At 72.9% G+C, this 15,986-nt stretch carries 18 protein-coding genes and 1 tRNA gene; 10 read left to right on the top strand and 9 right to left on the bottom strand.

Annotated elements, in window-relative coordinates; translation table 11 throughout:
• Positions 1-20 precede the first annotated feature (20 nt).
• Entirely contained in the window at positions 21-1,187 is a 1,167-nt protein-coding gene (locus ACIBST_RS16265) for a CynX/NimT family MFS transporter (RefSeq protein WP_397172366.1), read from the top strand.
• Between the two features lie 14 nt (positions 1,188-1,201).
• On the top strand, positions 1,202-1,867 hold the full coding sequence (locus tag ACIBST_RS16260) for a hypothetical protein (RefSeq protein ID WP_397172364.1): 666 nt from the start codon (positions 1,202-1,204) through the stop codon (positions 1,865-1,867).
• Here ACIBST_RS16260 and ACIBST_RS16255 read toward each other — a convergent pair.
• Positions 1,839-2,375 carry a cysteine dioxygenase gene (locus ACIBST_RS16255; RefSeq protein WP_397172362.1) on the bottom strand — a complete coding sequence of 179 codons (537 nt, stop codon included), beginning with the start codon at positions 2,373-2,375 and terminating at the stop codon, positions 1,839-1,841. The two genes, ACIBST_RS16260 and ACIBST_RS16255, sit on opposite strands and share 29 nt — an antisense overlap.
• A gap of 273 nt (positions 2,376-2,648) precedes the next feature.
• The gene (locus ACIBST_RS16250) at positions 2,649-3,509 is read right to left on the bottom strand and encodes an amidohydrolase family protein (RefSeq protein WP_397172360.1); all 861 of its coding nucleotides are present in this window, start codon (positions 3,507-3,509) and stop codon (positions 2,649-2,651) included.
• Between the two features lie 241 nt (positions 3,510-3,750).
• On the opposite strand from ACIBST_RS16250, the gene ACIBST_RS16245 reads away from it, so the two are divergent.
• A complete protein-coding gene (locus ACIBST_RS16245; RefSeq protein ID WP_352352106.1) occupies positions 3,751-4,734 on the top strand; it encodes a LacI family DNA-binding transcriptional regulator in 984 nt (327 codons plus the stop codon).
• On the opposite strand, the gene ACIBST_RS16240 is transcribed toward ACIBST_RS16245, so the two are convergent.
• The gene (locus tag ACIBST_RS16240) at positions 4,676-6,007 is read right to left on the bottom strand and encodes an aromatic amino acid ammonia-lyase (protein WP_397172358.1); all 1,332 of its coding nucleotides are present in this window, start codon (positions 6,005-6,007) and stop codon (positions 4,676-4,678) included. The two genes, ACIBST_RS16245 and ACIBST_RS16240, sit on opposite strands and share 59 nt — an antisense overlap.
• A gap of 11 nt (positions 6,008-6,018) precedes the next feature.
• Positions 6,019-6,399: a phage holin family protein gene (locus ACIBST_RS16235; protein ID WP_352319465.1), complete on the bottom strand. Its 381-nt coding sequence runs from the start codon at positions 6,397-6,399 to the stop codon at positions 6,019-6,021.
• A 115-nt stretch (positions 6,400-6,514) separates the two neighbouring features.
• Between ACIBST_RS16235 and ACIBST_RS16230 the strand changes: the two genes are divergently transcribed.
• Entirely contained in the window at positions 6,515-6,790 is a 276-nt protein-coding gene (locus tag ACIBST_RS16230) for a hypothetical protein (protein WP_352319467.1), read from the top strand.
• 56 nt (positions 6,791-6,846) lie between these two features.
• Here the strand turns inward: ACIBST_RS16230 and ACIBST_RS16225 are convergent, their stop codons facing one another.
• Together ACIBST_RS16225 and ACIBST_RS16220 are read right to left on the bottom strand one after the other, a co-directional pair.
• Entirely contained in the window at positions 6,847-7,620 is a 774-nt protein-coding gene (locus tag ACIBST_RS16225; RefSeq protein ID WP_397172356.1) for an FAD:protein FMN transferase, read from the bottom strand.
• Positions 7,621-7,670: 50 nt separating this feature from the next.
• Positions 7,671-8,369, bottom strand: coding sequence for a hypothetical protein (locus ACIBST_RS16220; RefSeq protein WP_397172354.1), 699 nt, complete (start codon positions 8,367-8,369; stop codon positions 7,671-7,673).
• A 52-nt stretch (positions 8,370-8,421) separates the two neighbouring features.
• Here ACIBST_RS16220 and ACIBST_RS16215 point away from each other — a divergent pair, with 52 nt between their 5' ends.
• From ACIBST_RS16215 to ACIBST_RS16200, 4 genes are all read left to right on the top strand, one after another.
• On the top strand, positions 8,422-8,814 hold the full coding sequence (locus tag ACIBST_RS16215) for an OsmC family protein (protein ID WP_352319472.1): 393 nt from the start codon (positions 8,422-8,424) through the stop codon (positions 8,812-8,814).
• A 286-nt stretch (positions 8,815-9,100) separates the two neighbouring features.
• On the top strand, positions 9,101-10,024 hold the full coding sequence (locus ACIBST_RS16210) for a nucleoside hydrolase (RefSeq protein WP_397172353.1): 924 nt from the start codon (positions 9,101-9,103) through the stop codon (positions 10,022-10,024).
• 41 nt (positions 10,025-10,065) lie between these two features.
• Positions 10,066-10,142 (top strand) — tRNA-Lys (locus tag ACIBST_RS16205).
• 80 nt (positions 10,143-10,222) lie between these two features.
• Complete coding sequence (locus ACIBST_RS16200; protein WP_397172351.1) at positions 10,223-12,592, top strand: helicase-associated domain-containing protein; 2,370 nt, start codon at positions 10,223-10,225, stop codon at positions 12,590-12,592.
• Here the strand turns inward: ACIBST_RS16200 and ACIBST_RS16195 are convergent, their stop codons facing one another.
• Positions 12,593-13,153, bottom strand: coding sequence for an NADAR family protein (locus tag ACIBST_RS16195; protein WP_397172349.1), 561 nt, complete (start codon positions 13,151-13,153; stop codon positions 12,593-12,595).
• A gap of 252 nt (positions 13,154-13,405) precedes the next feature.
• Here ACIBST_RS16195 and ACIBST_RS16190 point away from each other — a divergent pair, with 252 nt between their 5' ends.
• The gene (locus ACIBST_RS16190) at positions 13,406-13,657 is read left to right on the top strand and encodes a hypothetical protein (protein WP_397172347.1); all 252 of its coding nucleotides are present in this window, start codon (positions 13,406-13,408) and stop codon (positions 13,655-13,657) included.
• 66 nt (positions 13,658-13,723) lie between these two features.
• Here ACIBST_RS16190 and ACIBST_RS16185 read toward each other — a convergent pair whose 3' ends face one another.
• Positions 13,724-14,572: a DUF4429 domain-containing protein gene (locus ACIBST_RS16185; RefSeq protein ID WP_397172346.1), complete on the bottom strand. Its 849-nt coding sequence runs from the start codon at positions 14,570-14,572 to the stop codon at positions 13,724-13,726.
• Between the two features lie 31 nt (positions 14,573-14,603).
• On the opposite strand from ACIBST_RS16185, the gene ACIBST_RS16180 reads away from it, so the two are divergent.
• A complete protein-coding gene (locus tag ACIBST_RS16180; protein WP_397172344.1) occupies positions 14,604-15,188 on the top strand; it encodes an HD domain-containing protein in 585 nt (194 codons plus the stop codon).
• Here the strand turns inward: ACIBST_RS16180 and ACIBST_RS16175 are convergent.
• Entirely contained in the window at positions 15,185-15,895 is a 711-nt protein-coding gene (locus ACIBST_RS16175; RefSeq protein WP_358288371.1) for a FadR/GntR family transcriptional regulator, read from the bottom strand. The genes ACIBST_RS16180 and ACIBST_RS16175 overlap by 4 nt on opposite strands.
• Between the last annotated feature and the right edge of the window lie 91 nt (positions 15,896-15,986).

Raw genomic sequence — 15,986 nt, 5'->3', positions numbered from 1 at the left:
AGAGTAGGTGCCCTATGCCGTTGCGACACGCCTTGCTGGTGGCCGGGTTCGTGCTGGCCGCGCTCAACCTGCGGCCCGCCATCGCGGGTCTGTCACCGCTCCTCGACGAGATCATGAAGGACCTGGGGCTGTCGCCGTCGGGCGGCGGCGCGATCACCACCGTCATGGTGGTCTGCCTGGGCGTGTTCGGCCCGGTGGCCCCGCTGCTCGCCCGGCGCATCGGCCTGGACAGGACGCTGCTGGCCGGCCTGCTCGTGGTCGCGGCGGGCGAGTGCCTGCGCGGGCTCGACGGCGTTCCCATGCTCTACCTCGGCTCGGCGCTGGCCGCGACCGCCATCGCCGTCATGAACGTCTCCATGCCCGGCATCGTCAAGCAGCACTTCCCCACCCGCGTCAACCTGCTCACCGGCGTCTACGTCGCGGCCGTGGTGGCCGGCGCGGCCGGGGCCTCGGCCCTGGTGATCCCGCTGGAGCGGGCCACCGGCTTCGACTGGCGCGGCGTCTCGGCGCTGCTCGCCGTGCCCGCCGTGCTCGCGGCCCTGCTCTGGCTGCCGCAGGCGGTCCGGGGCGGCCCCGCCGAGCAGGGCGGCCCGAGACCGTTCGGCGCCGTCCTGCGCAGCCGCGTCACCTGGTACGTGACCGCGCTCATGGGCCTGCAGTCGCTCACCTTCTACGTCATGCTGGCCTGGCTGCCGACCATCTTCCTCGACGCCGGCCTGCCCGCCGACCAGGCCGGCTACCTGCTCAGCCTGACGAACCTGGTCCAGGTCGCGACCTCGCTCGCGGTGCCGGTGCTGGCCGGCCGCCGGGACTCGCAGGTGCCGTACGTGGTGGGCGCCGGCGTGCTGACCGTGCTGGGCTACCTCGGCGTGCTGCTGGCCCCGGCCACCGTGCCGTGGTTGTGGATGATCGTGCTCGGCATCGGCCAGGGGGCCTCGTTCGCGCTGGCGCTGCTGATCATCGCCCTGCGCCCGGCCGATCCGGCCGGCGTGACCGCGCTGTCGGCCGTGGCCCAGTCGGTGGGCTACGTCGTGGCCGCGCTGGGCCCGCTGCTGTTCGGCTACCTGAGGGAGGTCTCGGGCGGCTGGACCGTGCCGCTGACGGTCGGCCTCGGGGTTCTCGGGGCCCAGCTCGTGGCTGGCTGGTTCGCCGGACGCCCTGCTACTTTAGGTAAGGCTAACCTATAGAAGGGATCCGCAGCGTGCTGACCGAGGCTCTCCAGCGTCTGGCCGACAGCCGCGGCGGCGTCATCGGGGTCGAGCCAGGGCTCGTCATCGACCCCGACGAGAGCTGGACGGCCGCCGCCGACCTGGTGCGGGAGCCGTACACGCTGTTGGAGGGCCTGGTCGCGCAGACGGCCGCGCGCTGGAACGCGCCCCGGCACGTCGGCGCGGCGCTGTTCTGGAAGACCTTCTGCTACTGGCAGACCCTGCCCATGGCGCTCGGCTGGGCCCTCGACGGCCGCATCCCCGTCATGCGGCTGGCCGACACCTACTTCAAGGTCTCCGACGCCGGCGTGACGATCGCCGCCGGCCGCGTGAGCTGGGGCACGGGCGTCGAACCCATCCGCGAGTCGCTGGCCGAGGCGCAGCAGCCGCTGGTCAAGGCCATCAGCGCGCTGGCCAAGGTCGGCGAGCGCACGTTGTGGGGCTCCACCGCCGAGGCGTTCGCCCATCCGCTGACCTGCATCGTCAAGGGCGACTACATGGCCCTGCTCGCCGAGCTCGGCAGCCCGGTCGACGGGCTGGTCGAGCCCGCCGACGACGGCTACTTCCGCAGGACGTGCTGCCTGTGGATCACCCTGCCCGACGTCGAGCCGTGCGGGAGCTGCTGCGTGCTCAGGCCACAGGCACCGGCTCGTCCATAGGACGCAGCTCGTCGGCGTAGCTCACCGACACCCGGCGCATGACGCCGCTGTCGTCGATGGAGTACTGGCCGAGCCGCCACAACGGCGGCGAGTACGCGTGGATCGAGACGCTCTCGCCCTCCGCGCCGCCGAGCCGGTGGATGTGGTCGGGCCCGAACGAGAACGACTGCCCGGCCGGCACCACGGTCTCCAGGTGCTCGCCGCCGATGCGCGGATTGCACTCCTGCAACGCCCCCTGCACGACGTGCACCGCGCCCGAGGAGATGTCGTGGTCGTGCCAGCCCGTGTCGTCCTCGGGACGCCAGCACAGCACCCAGACGTCCACATAGGCGTCCCGGTACAGGGAGGCGTAGTGCCGTCCGCCGTCGGACGGGAAGTCGACCATGTCACGCCACTCCTGCGGGTTGGCGGCCAGCTCGTCGACCAGGTCGCGCAGCTCGCGCCGGTCGAGCGTGCGCTCGGGCAGCCCGGCACACACGCCCCCGCCCTGGATCTGGATGTCACTCACGTACGAGTCTCCTTTCTGTATCTAATGGCCTCACTCCGTGAGGCGGCTCGGTCGCCGGTATGCCGGCGTCTTCCCCCGCTCTGGTCGCTGCGCTCCCGACGCTCCTCCAGACGCCGGCGCTCCCTCGCGCGTTTGATGGCCTCACTTCGTTCGGCGGGCTCGGTCGCCTCATGCCGGCGTCTTCCCCCGCTCTGGTCGCTGCGCTCCCGACGCTCCTCCAGACGCCGGCGCTCCCTCGCGGGTCATGGCGGGTGTCGGTGCTTCCTCGCGGCTTCATGGTGGGGGGAGGCCCAGGAGGCGGCGGGGGTTGGTGGACTGGATGGCGTGGCGGGCGGCGGTGCCGAGGCCGGGGTCGGGGGCGGTGGCGTACGGGGCGTCGGAGCCGTTGACGACGACGTCCACGCCCAGCTCGCGGACGATCGCGTCGATGGCACGCGGCCCGTACGAGGACGTCTCCACGTAGAAACCGGGATCGACCAGGCCGCGCCCAGTGCCACCACGGGCGATGAGCCGTTCGGAGTGCAGCGGCGCCAGCCCCGCCAGCAGCGCGAAGCACACCCGCAGCCGAGGATGCCTGGGCCGGACCACGGCGTGGAAGTGGTGCCAGGCAGCGTGCATCTGCTGCACGTACGGCACCAGCGCCGGCCACCACGGCGGCGTCCCCGGCGGCGGCGGCACGGCGGCCGGCCCCGGATGCACGAACAGCGGCAGGTCCCGCTCGGTGAGCACGTCGAGCAGCCGGTCGTCCGGTACGGCGGTGGCCGGGATCTGCAGCCCGGCCAGCCCCCGGTCGAGGTCCTTGGCCAGCCGCTCCGGATCGGGCTCGCTGTGACAGGTCGCCGCCCACACCCCGAACGGCTCGCCCAGCCCGAGCGCGCCCTCGTGGTAGGCGTCGATCAGCGGCCACGCCTCCTCCGGCGGCAGGAACTCCACGCCCAGCGGGCTCGACATCGACACCAGCGCCAGGTCGAGCCCGGTCGTGTCCCGGTGCTCGTGGTCGGCCGGATCCACCTCGTACGGCGGCTCGCCGTCGAGCAGCAGCGTCCACCCGTCGAGCCGGGGCGGGACGGTGCGAGCGCGCAGCGCGGCGACGAACGAACCCGTCCACAGGTGCTGGTGCACGTCGATGCTCACGATCACACCTCCCTCTATTTCCTACTGAGATTACAGGTAAACGAAGTGTACTGCGAAATCAAGCAGGTGAACCGTTTCAGTGATACGGTTCAGTGAACCGCTTCACTACCCTATTTGTCAACGGATCGCACGTCGAGGGCAGGTCGAGAAGAAGCCCGCGAGCCCGTGCGGTAATCCGGCTTCTGTCGGTGGCAGGCAATAGGCTGGCGGGATGCCGCGGAAGAGAGCGACGATTCGGGAAGTGGCCCGCGCGACCGGTCTGTCTCCGGCGGCCGTCTCCTATGCGCTGCGCGGCATGCAGGTCTCGGAGGAGACGATGGAGCGCGTGCGCGCCGCCGCCGCCGAGCTCGGCTACGAGGCCGACCCCATCGCCAGGGCCCTGGCCAGCGGCCGCACGGGCATGATCGGCCTGCTCTGCGGCTCGCTCGAAGACCTGTGGCAGCAGTCGCTGGCGGTCGGCATCAGCAGGGGCCTGCGGGAGAAAGACCGCTATGCCCTGATCCTCGACGCGGTCGGCGACCCCGACCGCGAGCGCGTGCTCGCCCAGCAGCTCCGCGACCAGCGCGTCGACGGCATGATCGTGCAGCCGGTCGACCCGGCCGCGCCGTTCTGGGCCGAGCTGTGCGAGTCGCTGCCCGTCGTCGCGATCGGCGACTCACTGGCGGGCACGGCGGGCGAGGTCGTCTTCGACAACCGCCGGGGCGTCACGCTGGCCCTGGAACACCTGGCCGGCCTCGGTCACCGCCGGGTGGCCGTGCTCACGCCCACCCAGGCCAGCACCCCCGACCGTCCGGCCGACGTGCACGTCCTGGCCGAGGCCGACCGGCTGGGGCTCGACATCGAGGTCGTCACGGCCCCCCACGACCTGGCGGCGGCCACCTCGGCGGCCCACGAGATCCTCTCCACGTCCAGGCCGGGCGCGGTCTTCTGCTTCGCCGACTCCATCGCCTACGGCGTCTACGCCGCGGCCAAGGAGCTTGGCTTGTCCATCCCCGGCGACGTGTCGGTCATGGGCTACGACGACCATCCCATGTCGGGGCTGCTCACCCCCGGCCTGACCACCGTCGACTGGGACATCGACGGCATCGTCAGGGCCGCGGTGCGGCTCATCGCGGCCGCGGCCGACGGCGGCACCCGCCGCCGCCGGGTGGTCCAGGAGCCGACGCTCAGGGAGCGCGGCTCGGTCGCGCAAGCGCCGCCCGCGCCTCGTCCAGCTCGTCGGTGAGCTGCCCGTCGGGCCGCGCCCCCTTGCGGGCCCGCAAGGCGGCGGCGCGCTCGCAGGCCAGCACGACCTCCAGCGGTTCGAGGCAGCGCAGCGCGTGGCGGGCGGCCTGGGTGGCGAAACCGGCGTGGTCCTCGGTGCCCAGCGAGATCACCGCGGTCCCGGTCGTCACGGGGGTGGCGAGGTGGCGCAGCTCGGCCAGGGCGTCCTGGGCCACGTACTCCAGGATCATCAGGCCGGAGGCGCCCGGCCGGTCGGCCAGGAAGGGCAGTTGCCCGGTGTAGGCGGGGTTCATGAGGGTGGCCAGGCGGGCGGTGCTGAGCTGGGCCGTCTGGGCCAGCGCGGCGCGCAGCGCGTCGAGGGCCAGGGCCACCGGGGCCGAGTGGAAGTTGCCGTTGTGCCAGGCCAGGGTGCCGGTGATGAGCGGGTTCTCGGTGGCGGCGTTCAGATCGGTCTCGACGGTGGCGGTGGCACGATCCAACGCGTCCACGGCCGCGCCGTGCACCTGCGCGAAGGCGCGGTAGCCGTACGGGTCCTGGACGCGGGTGGCCAGCTCGTGGGTGAGCAGGCCGCGCAGGCGTCCGGCCACCCGCGACTGGCCCGGATGCGGCCTGGCCTCCTGGACGGCGGCGGCCAGCGGCTCGGCGGAGGCGTCGACCGCGGTGAAGGACAGGGCGGCCACGTCGACGGCCGCCTCCAGCAGCGCGCCCAGCCGGTGGCAGGCCAGCGCGGCGTCGGCCAGCGTGGCCGCGCCCGAGCTGATGAAGGGCAGCGCGTCGCCGGAGGCGAGCGCGAAGCGCGGCCCGGCCGCCTCCTCGCCCGCCCGCCGCCAGGGCACCTCGCCCAGCAGGCACAGGGCCGTGGTGGCGAGCGCGGTCAGGTCGCCGGTGCCGATCGCGCCGTACGTGCGGATTGGCGGCGTGAACCCGCCCGCGACCGCCTCGGCCAGGACGGGCAGCACGGCCGGGTCGATGCCCGAGCCGCCCGCCATGAGCTGGTTGAGCCGCACGACGAGCATGGCCCGCGCGCGTTCGTCCGCGACCAGGGGGCCCGCTCCGCAGGCATGGCTGCGCAGCAGGTCGAGGCCGGGGGAGTCGAGCCGGACGTCCCGGTTGGCGCCCACGCCCGTGCTGCGGCCGTAGACGGGGCCGGTCAGCCCCTGGGCGGTGGCCCACGAGGCCCGGGCCCGATCGAGAGGACCGATCGTGACCCGGGCCCGGCCGTGGGCGGCTTCGTGCACCTGGGCGCAGGTCAGGCCGGCGCCGTTGAGCTGCATGGGGAGGGGGATCAGTCGTTGTCGGGGATGAACAGGCCGAGCAGCCAGCTGACCACGCTGATGATGATCGCGCCCCAGAAGGCGGCCGGATAGAAGTTGTCGACGTGGAAGGGGATGTCGAACTGGCCGGCGATCCAGCTCGTCAGCAGCAGCATGGCCGCGTTGATGACGAGGAGGAACAACCCGAGGGTCAGCACGATGACCGCGCAGCCCAGCGCCTTGACGATCGGCTTCACGATGGCGTTGACGACACCGAAGATCAGCGCCACGAGGAGCAGGACGCCCCAGTACTTGGCCGAGTTCTCCGGGGCGGTGATCTTGATGCCGTCGAGGAGCTGGATGGCGACCCAGAGGGCGGCGGCCGCGGCCACGGTTCTGATGATGAATCTCACGCTGGTTGATCCTCCCACTTCGCGATGGCCGGCGCGATAGATCGACCCCGCGAAGCCGGTCGACCACGGACGGTGGCGGCGGTTACCTGTGACTCATGTCGGGAAAGGGAGCGGGATGGACGCTAATGGTCTTGATTCGTTGCCCGCGGCGGAGTTGCACGACCGAGCGGTGCGGTACGCCGTACGCCATGGGGATCTGGGCTTCCTGTGGAACCTGCTGAAGGTGATCCCGGCCGCCGAGGCCGCGAGCGGTCACGAGAGTGAGACCGCCAACGACCTCAGCCGGGTCTCCGCGCTGCTCAGCGACGCGCTCGCGGCGGGCGAGGGCGAGCTGGGCGAGGCGTTGCGCCCGATCTACCTGGAATACCTGCGCGATCATCCCGACGCCTGACGCCTGACGCCTGACGCCTGACGCCTGACGCTCGGCGCCTGGACCCTGGGCGGTGCTCAGCCGGCCAGGCGGGCCCCCGCGGCGATGCCCGAGATGCCCGGCGTGCTGACCTCCTGGCCGTCCCGGAGCACGATCATGGTGTCGTACGCGCCGGCCTCGGCCAGGTCGGTCGCGAAACGCCTGGCCAGGGTGGGGCCCATGGCGTACATGGCGGTGGCGTAGGCGTCGGCCACGCCGAGGTCGGGGCCGATCACGGTGACCGAGCCCAGCGTCTGCTGGCGCTCCCCGGTGCGCGGGTCCACCACGGCCGCGCCGCCCGAGGTGGCGATGCCGAGGTCGTGGGCGAACAGCGCCTTCCTGACGACGTCGGTGTGCGGGTCGCGGATGCCGACGCGCCACGGCTTGCCCGGCGCGGCCGAGCCGCGCACCCTGATGTCGCCGCCCGCGTTGATGCGGTGGTCGCCGGCGCCCGCGTTGCACAGCGCCCGCGACAGGCGTTCCAGGGCCCAGCCCTTGATGTAGCCGGACGGGTCGATCACGCCGTTGATCCGGTGCTCGAACCAGCCGCCGGTCGCCTCGCCCAGCTCCTCGCAGCGGTGCAGGACCTCGACGAGCTCGGGGATCTGCCTGAGGGTCAGGCCGTGGTTGAGGCGCCAGATCTGGCTGTCCTCCTTGGCCGGGCTGAAGGTGTCGGCCACCCAGCGCAACCAGGAGAAGGCGTCGTCGAGCAGGGGGGTGAGCTCTCGGGCCGGCAGAGCCGTGCGGATGTCCACACTGACGGGCATGCCCATGACCGTGTCGACACGGGCGCTTCCGGGGAAAATCGTCACCTGGCCTCCTTGTCCGCTGCCCACGCTCTCACGCCGGCCGTAACGTGGGGCTAAGCCTTTTGCCCTGGTTTGAAATGGACCTGTGACCTCGGGATCGCGAGGCGTGACAACGCGCCGCCGACGTACCGGGTGAACGGGCGCGGGCCCTCGACGACCACCTCGCGCTCGGCGATGTCGGGGATCTCGCGGCTGAGCCCGGAGGCGCTGATGCGCTCCTTGGCCCTCGGGTCGTGCTCGGCGCCGGTGACGAGGATGAGACCGTACCTGGCCTCCAGGTCGCGCAGCTCGCTGGTGGCGCGCTCGGCCCGGTAGACGGCCACGGTGTCCGTCCCGGCCAGCCGGGCGCGCAGGGTCTCCGGGGCCATGCCGGACGCGATCAGCACCCTGCCCTTGGCCCGCGGGACGACCGTGTGGCTGCGGACCGCCATGACCGCCGCCATCGCGTACAGCAGGAGCGAGCCGACGCGGCTGAGTTCCGTCACGTACGCGGTGGAGCTGAGCTCGTGGGCCACCAGCAGCGCGCCGGCCAGGTAGCCGCCGAGCCGCAGCCGCTGCCGGGCCTGCTCGGTGCGGAGCAGGTCGGCGGCCTTGACGGTGGCGAAGCCGAGCGCGACGAGCAACGCCGCGGCGGCGTAGGCGGTGGGCCGCCAGGGGTAGCCGAACCCCGGCTGGATCGCGCCGAACTCGGCGACCGCGACCCCGCACCAGAAGAGGATGGGACCGTGACTCGCATTCACCTCACTAGCCATGTCTACGACGATGCTGAAGGAACATGAGAGCTTTCTGAGTAAGGTCTGAAACATGGCTAACGTGCGTGTTGAGCGGACAGAAGACGGCGGATTCCGGGCCACGAACGCCCGCGGCGCCGAGGTGAAGATCGGCGGCGGCGACGACGAGGGCGTGTTCACCCCGGTCGAGCTGCTGCTCGCGGCGGTGGGCGGCTGCAACATCGTGACCGTCGAGCCGCTCACGGCCAAGCGCGGGCACCGGCTGGTGCGCCTGGCCATGACGGTGGAGTCGGAGAAGGTCGAGCCGAACAAGCTCGGGCCGGTGACGGTCACCTACGACGTGGAGCTGCCCTCGGAGGAGGCCGACGAGGTCTTCAGGGCGGTGGCCGGGCGGGTGCACGACAAGTACTGCACGGTGAGCAGATCGTTGCAGGACGGTACAGAGGTTCGATTGGAGCTTCCCTAGTCGGATTAAACGCTTATTCGACCCCGTTATGACGCGACCGTTGCATTCGTCTCGGTAGCGTTGTAGCAGGTCGAGAGGCCACAACAGACCTTCACCGATGCGGACGCGGAGGGGGACCGCGGTCCGCGAGTGCGGGACCGCCGACGTTTTTGGGGGAAGACGTCGGCCTGGACCGCCACCGATCGGGGCCGGGCAGATTTGGGGGAACTGCCCGGCCCCGATCCATGCCCGCAGCCGGCCACGGCGCTGTCCCGTCTGTCATCGGGGATGCGTATTGTCCTGGGGTGTGAAGAAAGTTCTCATCGACTGCGACCCCGGCATCGACGACGCGCTCGCCCTGGCCCTCGCCGCCGGCTCCCCGGACCTCGACGTCGTCGGCGTCACCACCGTGGGCGGCAACGTCGACCTGGAGCTGACCACCGCGAACGCGCTGGCGCTCAGGGAGTTCCTCGACCTCGGCGACGTGCCGGTCACGCCCGGCAGCGCGGGCGCCCTGCTGCACCGCACGGTCCGCGCCGGGCACGTCCACGGCGACACCGGTCTCGGCGACGTCGTCCTGCCCGCCCCCGTACGCGCCCTGTCGGAGGGGCACGCGGTGGACTTCATCGTGGACGCCCTGCGTGCCGCCCCGGGCGAGATCACGCTGGTCGCGGTGGGCCCGCTGACCAACATCGCGCTCGCCGTACGCCGCGAGCCCCGCGTCGTGGAGTGGGCCCGCGAGCTGGTGATCATGGGCGGCTCGTACACCCGGGGGAACCACAACCCGGCGGCCGAGTTCAACATGCTGGCCGACCCCGAGGCCGCGGCCATCGTCTTCGAGGCGGGCTGGCAGGTCCGCCAGCTCGGCCTCGACGTGACCCTGTCCGCCCTGGTCACCGCGGACGTCCTCGACCGCATGCGGCCGCTCGGACGGCTGTCGGAGCTGCTGGTCCCGGCCGCGCAGTTCTACGGCGTGGTGACGGCCGAGGGCGGCCCGGCCATCCACGACGCCTGCGCGGTGGCGTACGTGCTGGACCCGTCGCTGTTCACCTGCGTGCCGGCCGTGGTGAACGTGGAGACCGCCGGGACGTACACGCGGGGTATGACCGTCACCGACTTCGACCTGCGCGGACGGCCGGCGAACGCGCTGGTGGCGACGTCCGTGGACGTCAAGGGGTTCTGGGACCTGGTGCTGGGGGCGTACGGGCGGCTGGGGGAGCGGCTCGGCTGATGTGCGGGCACCGTCCGGCGGCTGATACAGTTAACCCTGTTGCGCCGCTAGCTCAGTTGGTTAGAGCAGCTGACTCTTAATCAGCGGGTCCGGGGTTCGAGTCCCTGGCGGCGCACCACACCGAAACCGCCTGGTTCACCAGGCGGTTTCGCTGCTTTTCGGGCCCTTTCGCTCCCCGCGGCTTGCGACAATCGGTCGGTGGACGAGACGTTTGCGGGGTGGCTGGCGGGGCTGGGGCGCGAGCGGCTGACCGAGCTGCTGGCGGCGCGGCCCGACGTGTTGCGGCCCGTGCCGCCGCGGCGGCTGGCCGAGCTGGCCGAGCGCCTCGACGCGCCGGAGTCGGTGCACCTGGCGCTGTCCCGGACGCCGCTGCCCTGCCTGCTGCTGGCGGAGGCGATCCTGGTCTCGGCCCGCAGCGGCCGGCCGCTGTCCGAGCTGGTGACCGCCGGCCCCGACCTGTCCGGGCTGATCGACCGGCTGGAACGCGTCGCGCTCGTACGGCGGGGCGCGGGCGGGGCGCTGCACCTGGCCGCCGGGCTGCCCGCGGCGCTGCCGACGCCCCTGGGGCTGGGCCCCGACCTGTCCGGGCTGCTCGCGCACGTCACCGTGGCCGAGCTGATCGACGTGCACCGGCGGCTGGGCGGCACGGGCGCGCCGCGCAAGGCGGCGCTGATCGAGTCGATCACCGCGGCCCTCGGCGATCCCGGCAGGCTGGCCCGGCTGGTCGCCCGCGCCCCGGCGGGCACCCGCGAGCTGCTCGACGACTTCCTCGATCGCGGGCCCGCGCGGGTGCTCGACGAGTTCCCGCCCCGCGGCCGGCACCAGCCGCGGGGCTCGGCGACCCCGGCGCGGTGGGCCCGCGACCACGGTCTCGTCTGGAGCGTCGACTGGGAGCGCACCTACGTCATGCCCATGGAGGTCGCGCTCGCGCTGCGCGGGCCCGACCACCGGATCGACCTGCCGGTCGAGCAGCCGGCGATCCGCACCCGGCCGGTCGACGCCGAGCTGGTCGCGCACGAGGCGTCCGTGGCCGCCCTCCGCCTCCTGGACCGGGCCGCGGCCCTGCTCCAGGACGCGGCGGCGCAGCCGTTGCCCGAGCTGAAGGGCGGCGGCGTGGGTGTCAAGGAGGTGCGCCGTCTGGCCGGCCGGCTGGGCTGCGCCGAGGACGAGGTCCGCCTGCTGCTCGACCTCGTGCACGCCGCCGGTCTGCTGGCCGCCAACCCGCTCACGCAGGTGCCCGCCCGGCGCGCGACCGAGACCCGGCGTGCCGGGGTCTCGCCGACCAGGGGTTACGACGCGTGGTTGCGCCTGTCGCCGGCCGACCGCTACGCGGCGCTGGTCGAGGCGTGGTGGCGGCTGCCGATCAGCCCGACCCGCCGGTACGACGGCAAACCCCGCAACCCGCTGGCCCCCGCCGGGACCGGGACGCCGTCCAGCGTCATCCGGGAGGTGGTGTTCGGGCTGCTCCCGGGCGGCGCGGCGACGGAAGAGGCGGCGGCGGGGGAGGTGGCGGCGGGGGAGGTGGCGGCCGTGCCGGACGCGGAGGCGGTGGCGGCGGCCGCGAGCTGGCATCTTCCGCTGTTGCAGCGGGCGAGCTGCCGCGAGGTCGTGCTCGCGGTGCTGGCCGAGTCCCGGCTGCTGGGCCTGCTCGGCGCGGACGCCCTCAGCCCGCCCGGCCTGGCACTCCGGACGCCGTCCGGGCCGAGGGTGGGCGAGGCCGCCGCCGGGCTGCTGGCCGGCGCCCGGCGGCAGGCGCTGTTCGGGACGGACCTGACCGCCGTGGTCACCGGGCCGCCCGCCGCCGCCCTGACGGAGGTCCTCGACCGGGCCGCCGACCGCGAGCCCGGCGGTTCGTGGCGGTTCGGCGCGGCCTCGGTGCGCCGCGCCCTGGACGCCGGGCACACCGCGGCCGATCTCGTCTCCGCCCTGGCCGAGGTGGCCGCCGGCCCGCTGCCGCAGCCCCTGACGTACCTGATCCACGACGTCGCCCGGCGGCACGGGGAGATCGAGGTGGTCCCGGTGGGCTGCTGCGTGGTGGGCGACGACCATGCCCTGCTGGCCGAGCTGGCCGCGCATCGCAGGCTGGCCAAGCTGCGTCCGCGCCTGCTGGCGCCCACCGTCCTGGCCAGCGCGCTCGACCCGGCGCAGACCCTGGCCCTGCTCAGGGAGGCCGGGTACGCGCCGGTCGCCCGCGAGGCCGACGGCACGCTCACCGTCACCGGCCGCAGGCCCCGGCGCGCCCCGGCCCGTCCGGCCGGCCGCGAGCAGGCGGTGCTCCGCCCGGAACGCGCCGCCGCCTGGCTGGTCACCACCGCCGGCGAGCCGCTGCCGGCCCACCACGGCCTGCGCGACGTCTTCGCCCGGTACGCCACCGCCCTGCCGCCCAAGGCCCGCGGACGGGTGGCGATGGAGCTGGAGTACCACGGCACGGCCCGGATCGTCCACGACGGCGAGGAGCTCACCGTCAGCGGCCCGGAGGTGCGCGGCACGGACCTTGACGTGTGGTGCCACGAGCCCGCCGAGTTCCGGCTGCTGGACCTGGCGAAGATCACAAAAGTGCTGACCTGATCAGGAGTCCAGCTCGTCGCGGGCCGCCATCAGGGCGAAGCCGAGCAGGTTCAGCCCCCGCCAGGTCGCCGCGGACGCGGCGCGCTCGTCGTCGGCGGCCAGGCCGATGCCCCAGACCCGGTCCAGCGGGCTGGCCTCGACCAGCACGTGCGCCCGGGTGCCGATCAGGAACTCCCGCAGGTCCCGGTGCGCGCCGAACTTGGCGAGGGAGGCCCGGGTGACGATGTCGAGCCGGTGTGCCGCCCACACGGCCTCGTCGAAGCCGCGCACGGTGCGGCCGAGCTTCTTGGCCTCGCCCGGGGTCGCGGCCAGGAGGATGCGGCGGGCGCTGTCGTCGTCGCCGAACAGCCACGCCTTGTGGGCCATCATGTAGTGCTCGGCCGAGGCGAAGGTGTGGCCGCCCTCGGTGAAGGCGACCGGCCACCACTGCGACAGGCAGCCGCGGCCGGGGCCGCCGTCGCGGGGCGGGCGGTGGCCCCAGAAGTAGAGGTAGCGCGGCCGGTGGCCGTTCCGCTCCGCCTCGACGGCCTCGTCAACGGTACGGGGAAGCTGGTCGGACACCGCTCAACCGTCCCACAAGGGACGGACGCCGGCCAAGCCGATTAAGACCGGCGGTCGAGCCCGCCGAGTTCCGGCTGCTGGACCTGGCGAAGATCGCCAAGGCGCTGACCTGACGATGCCTCCCGGCTCACGATGATCACGACCGGAGGTCATGGCGCGGCGTCAGCGGGCCGTCGTGCGGATGATTATGATCATGATTGCGGGAAATGATCTAGTTTTCTCCGCTATGACCCCTGACCCGAAGGGATGTTCATGTCCAAGCTCACCCGCGCCGCCGCCACCTCCGTGGCGGCCGTCGCCCTGGCCGCGACGTGCACCGCGATGACCGCGCCCGCCGCCTCCGCCACCACCTCGGCCGCCGCCTCCACCTGGATCAAGTACGGCGACTACAGCAGTGAGGCCAAGTGCATCGCCAAGGGCAAGGAGCTCAAGGCGAAGGGCACCTACCTGTCGTACTTCTGCCAGTACACCGGCTTCTTCACGCTGATGGTGCTGACCCGATGACCGCCTGACCGGCCACGGCCCGGGGGCTCGTCCTCCGGGCCGGTCGCCGTCACGGCGGGTCGCCGGTCAGAGCCGGCGGATCATGGCCTGCTTGGCCGCCGCGAACTCCTCGTCGGTCAGCACCCCGGAGCGGTGCAGCTCGCCCAGTTCGGCCAGGCGGCGCAGCACCGCGTCGTGGGCGTCGCCGGTGGAGGCCGCCGGCTCCAGCTCCTCGGGCTGCTCGCGCGGCAGCCGGGCCAGCACCGCGGCCCCGACCAGCGCGGTCGCGCCGCCGAAGCGCTGGATGCCCCAGGAGACGCAGTGGGGGTCCTTCTGCGGGGACGCGCCGGGCCCGTCGCCCTTGAGCCGGAAGCGGAGGGTGCCGTAGCCGAGGCCGGACTGCGGCTTCCACTCCACGCCCACCAGCTCGGCCAGCGGGAACTCCTGCGACCCCGCCCGTTCCTTCTCCGTGCTGGCGAAACCCGTCCACTCCAGGCGGACGCGCTCGCCGTCGAAGATCGCCGTGCCGTCGCCGGCCGTGGCCGAGACGGGGATGGCGGGGCCGGGGAGCAGGTAGTGCTCGCAGGGGCCGCCGGGCGTCTGGTTGATCTCCAGGGTGTCGCGCACTTCGTCGGCGAAGTACTGGGCCGCGCCGGCGCGCTCCTTGGGCACCGCCAGCCGGTACGGGTCGGCGGGGGCGGCCAGCGACCCGGCGACGAGGTCGGACAGGGGGTCGGCGCCGTAGCGCAGGCGCAGGCGGAGCTGGCCGCCCTTGCGGCCGGGCTCGAAGGCGCACGTCGCGATGGCCTCCAGCGGCACGGCGACCTCGCCGAGCACCTTGCGGAGCTCGTGGACGTTCTTGTCGCCGCCAGGGACGACGCGCAGCATCTCTCCGTTGAACGTCCACGAGCCGTCGGGAACGGCGATCTCGGTCATATTCTCAGCCTAGGACGTCGAGAGGAGCCCGATGAAGATCTTCACGAGCTGGATGTCATGGGGCCAGGCCGCCGGCCCCCTGGGCGAGGCGCTCCCGTCGCAGACCGTCACGGGGTTGCGCGAGGCGGTGCGCTTCGCCCGGACGCAGCACGGCGTGCAGCAGCGTCCCACCGGGCGGCCGTACGTGGAGCATCTGCTGGAGGCGCTGGAGGTGGCGGTGGCCGGGGCGCAGGTGCGCGACCCCGACGTGCTGACCGCGATCGTGCTGCACGACGTGCTGGAGGACACCGCGTGCACCGAGCGGGAGCTGGCCCGGCGGTTCGGCGCGGAGGTGACCGGGCTCGTCCGCTGGGTGACCAGGCCCGCCGGGCGCGCGAAGGCCGACCACCTGGCCGCGCTGGCCAAGGCCCCGGCGCAGGCGGTGCTGGTGAAGCTGGCCGACCGGGTGAGCAACGTGCAGGAGTTGCAGCGCCTCCACTGGCGGTTCCAGAAGCGCTACTACCACGAGACCGTCGCCCACATCGTGCCGCTGGCCGCGCCACACCCCTGGTTCGCCGCGTGGTACGAGGAGTGGCGGCGGCCGTGGGCCAGGCGCGTGGCGCGCTACCCGGACTAGCCTCCCAGCCGGGCCAGCCGGTTGCGCACGCCGTCGAAGTGCGCGTACACGGCCGACACCGCGGCGGCCCGGTCGCCGGCCAGCACCGCGGCGTAGATGTCGCGGTGCCGCCTGGCCACGTCGCCGGGCGGCTCGTCGGGGGCGCCGAGGTGGTCGCGGAGCTGGTGGTAGACGTCCCAGAAGGCGCCGAGGAGCTGGCTGACCAGCGGGTTGCCGAGCGGCCGGTAGAGCAGGTCGTGGAAGAGCCGGTCGGTCTCGGGGGAGACCTCGCCGACCTGCGACTCGTGGTCCATGCGGGCCATGACGTCGGCCACCGGGGCGAGGTCGGCCTCCGGGCCCAGGTCGATGAGCCGCTGGACGAGCCCGCTCTCCAGGATCTCGCGGATCTCGATGAGGTGCGCCAGGTGGTTGCGGCCGTTCTGCAGGGTGATGCGGCTGTGGAAGGCCAGCTCGTCCACCAGCCCGGCCAGCGACATCCGGCCCACGAACATGCCGAAGCCGTGGCGGATGTCCACGATGCCGACCGCCTGCAGAGCCTTCAGCGCCTCCCGGACGGAGTTGCGGCTGACCTGGAGCTCCTCCATGAGCTCCGACTCCGTGGGCAGGGGGTCGCCCGCGACCAGCCCGCGCCTGACGATCAGGTCCTTGACGCCCTCCTGGGCCTCGACGGCCCGACTGGGACGTGCCGGACGCGGGACTGCGGCCATGAAGCTTCCTTTCATCGTAGGTAACATTCCGGAAATCCTCTGTTGACCTCAAGACGCTCTGGCGTTTAGCGTCCACGTTACGCACAAGATA

The sequence above is a fragment of the Nonomuraea sp. NPDC049684 genome, assembly GCF_044465345.1.
Classification (GTDB): Bacteria; Actinomycetota; Actinomycetes; order Streptosporangiales; family Streptosporangiaceae; genus Nonomuraea.
The sequence above is the reverse complement of the archived record's forward strand: the minus strand, read 5'-3'. Positions and strand labels throughout refer to the sequence as shown.

Bases quoted from the DNA above. Each gene is read 5' to 3' on its own strand.
- ACIBST_RS16175 (WP_358288371.1), bottom strand. From the start codon at position 15,895: ATGGCCGCAGTCCCGCGTCCGGCACGTCCCAGTCGGGCCGTCGAGGCC.
- ACIBST_RS16215 (WP_352319472.1), top strand. From the start codon at position 8,422: ATGGCTAACGTGCGTGTTGAGCGGACAGAAGACGGCGGATTCCGGGCC.
- ACIBST_RS16190 (WP_397172347.1), top strand. From the start codon at position 13,406: ATGTCCAAGCTCACCCGCGCCGCCGCCACCTCCGTGGCGGCCGTCGCC.
- ACIBST_RS16230 (WP_352319467.1), top strand. From the start codon at position 6,515: ATGGACGCTAATGGTCTTGATTCGTTGCCCGCGGCGGAGTTGCACGAC.
- ACIBST_RS16185 (WP_397172346.1), bottom strand. From the start codon at position 14,572: ATGACCGAGATCGCCGTTCCCGACGGCTCGTGGACGTTCAACGGAGAG.
- ACIBST_RS16220 (WP_397172354.1), bottom strand. From the start codon at position 8,369: ATGGCTAGTGAGGTGAATGCGAGTCACGGTCCCATCCTCTTCTGGTGC.
- ACIBST_RS16180 (WP_397172344.1), top strand. From the start codon at position 14,604: ATGAAGATCTTCACGAGCTGGATGTCATGGGGCCAGGCCGCCGGCCCC.
- ACIBST_RS16240 (WP_397172358.1), bottom strand. From the start codon at position 6,007: ATGCAGCTCAACGGCGCCGGCCTGACCTGCGCCCAGGTGCACGAAGCC.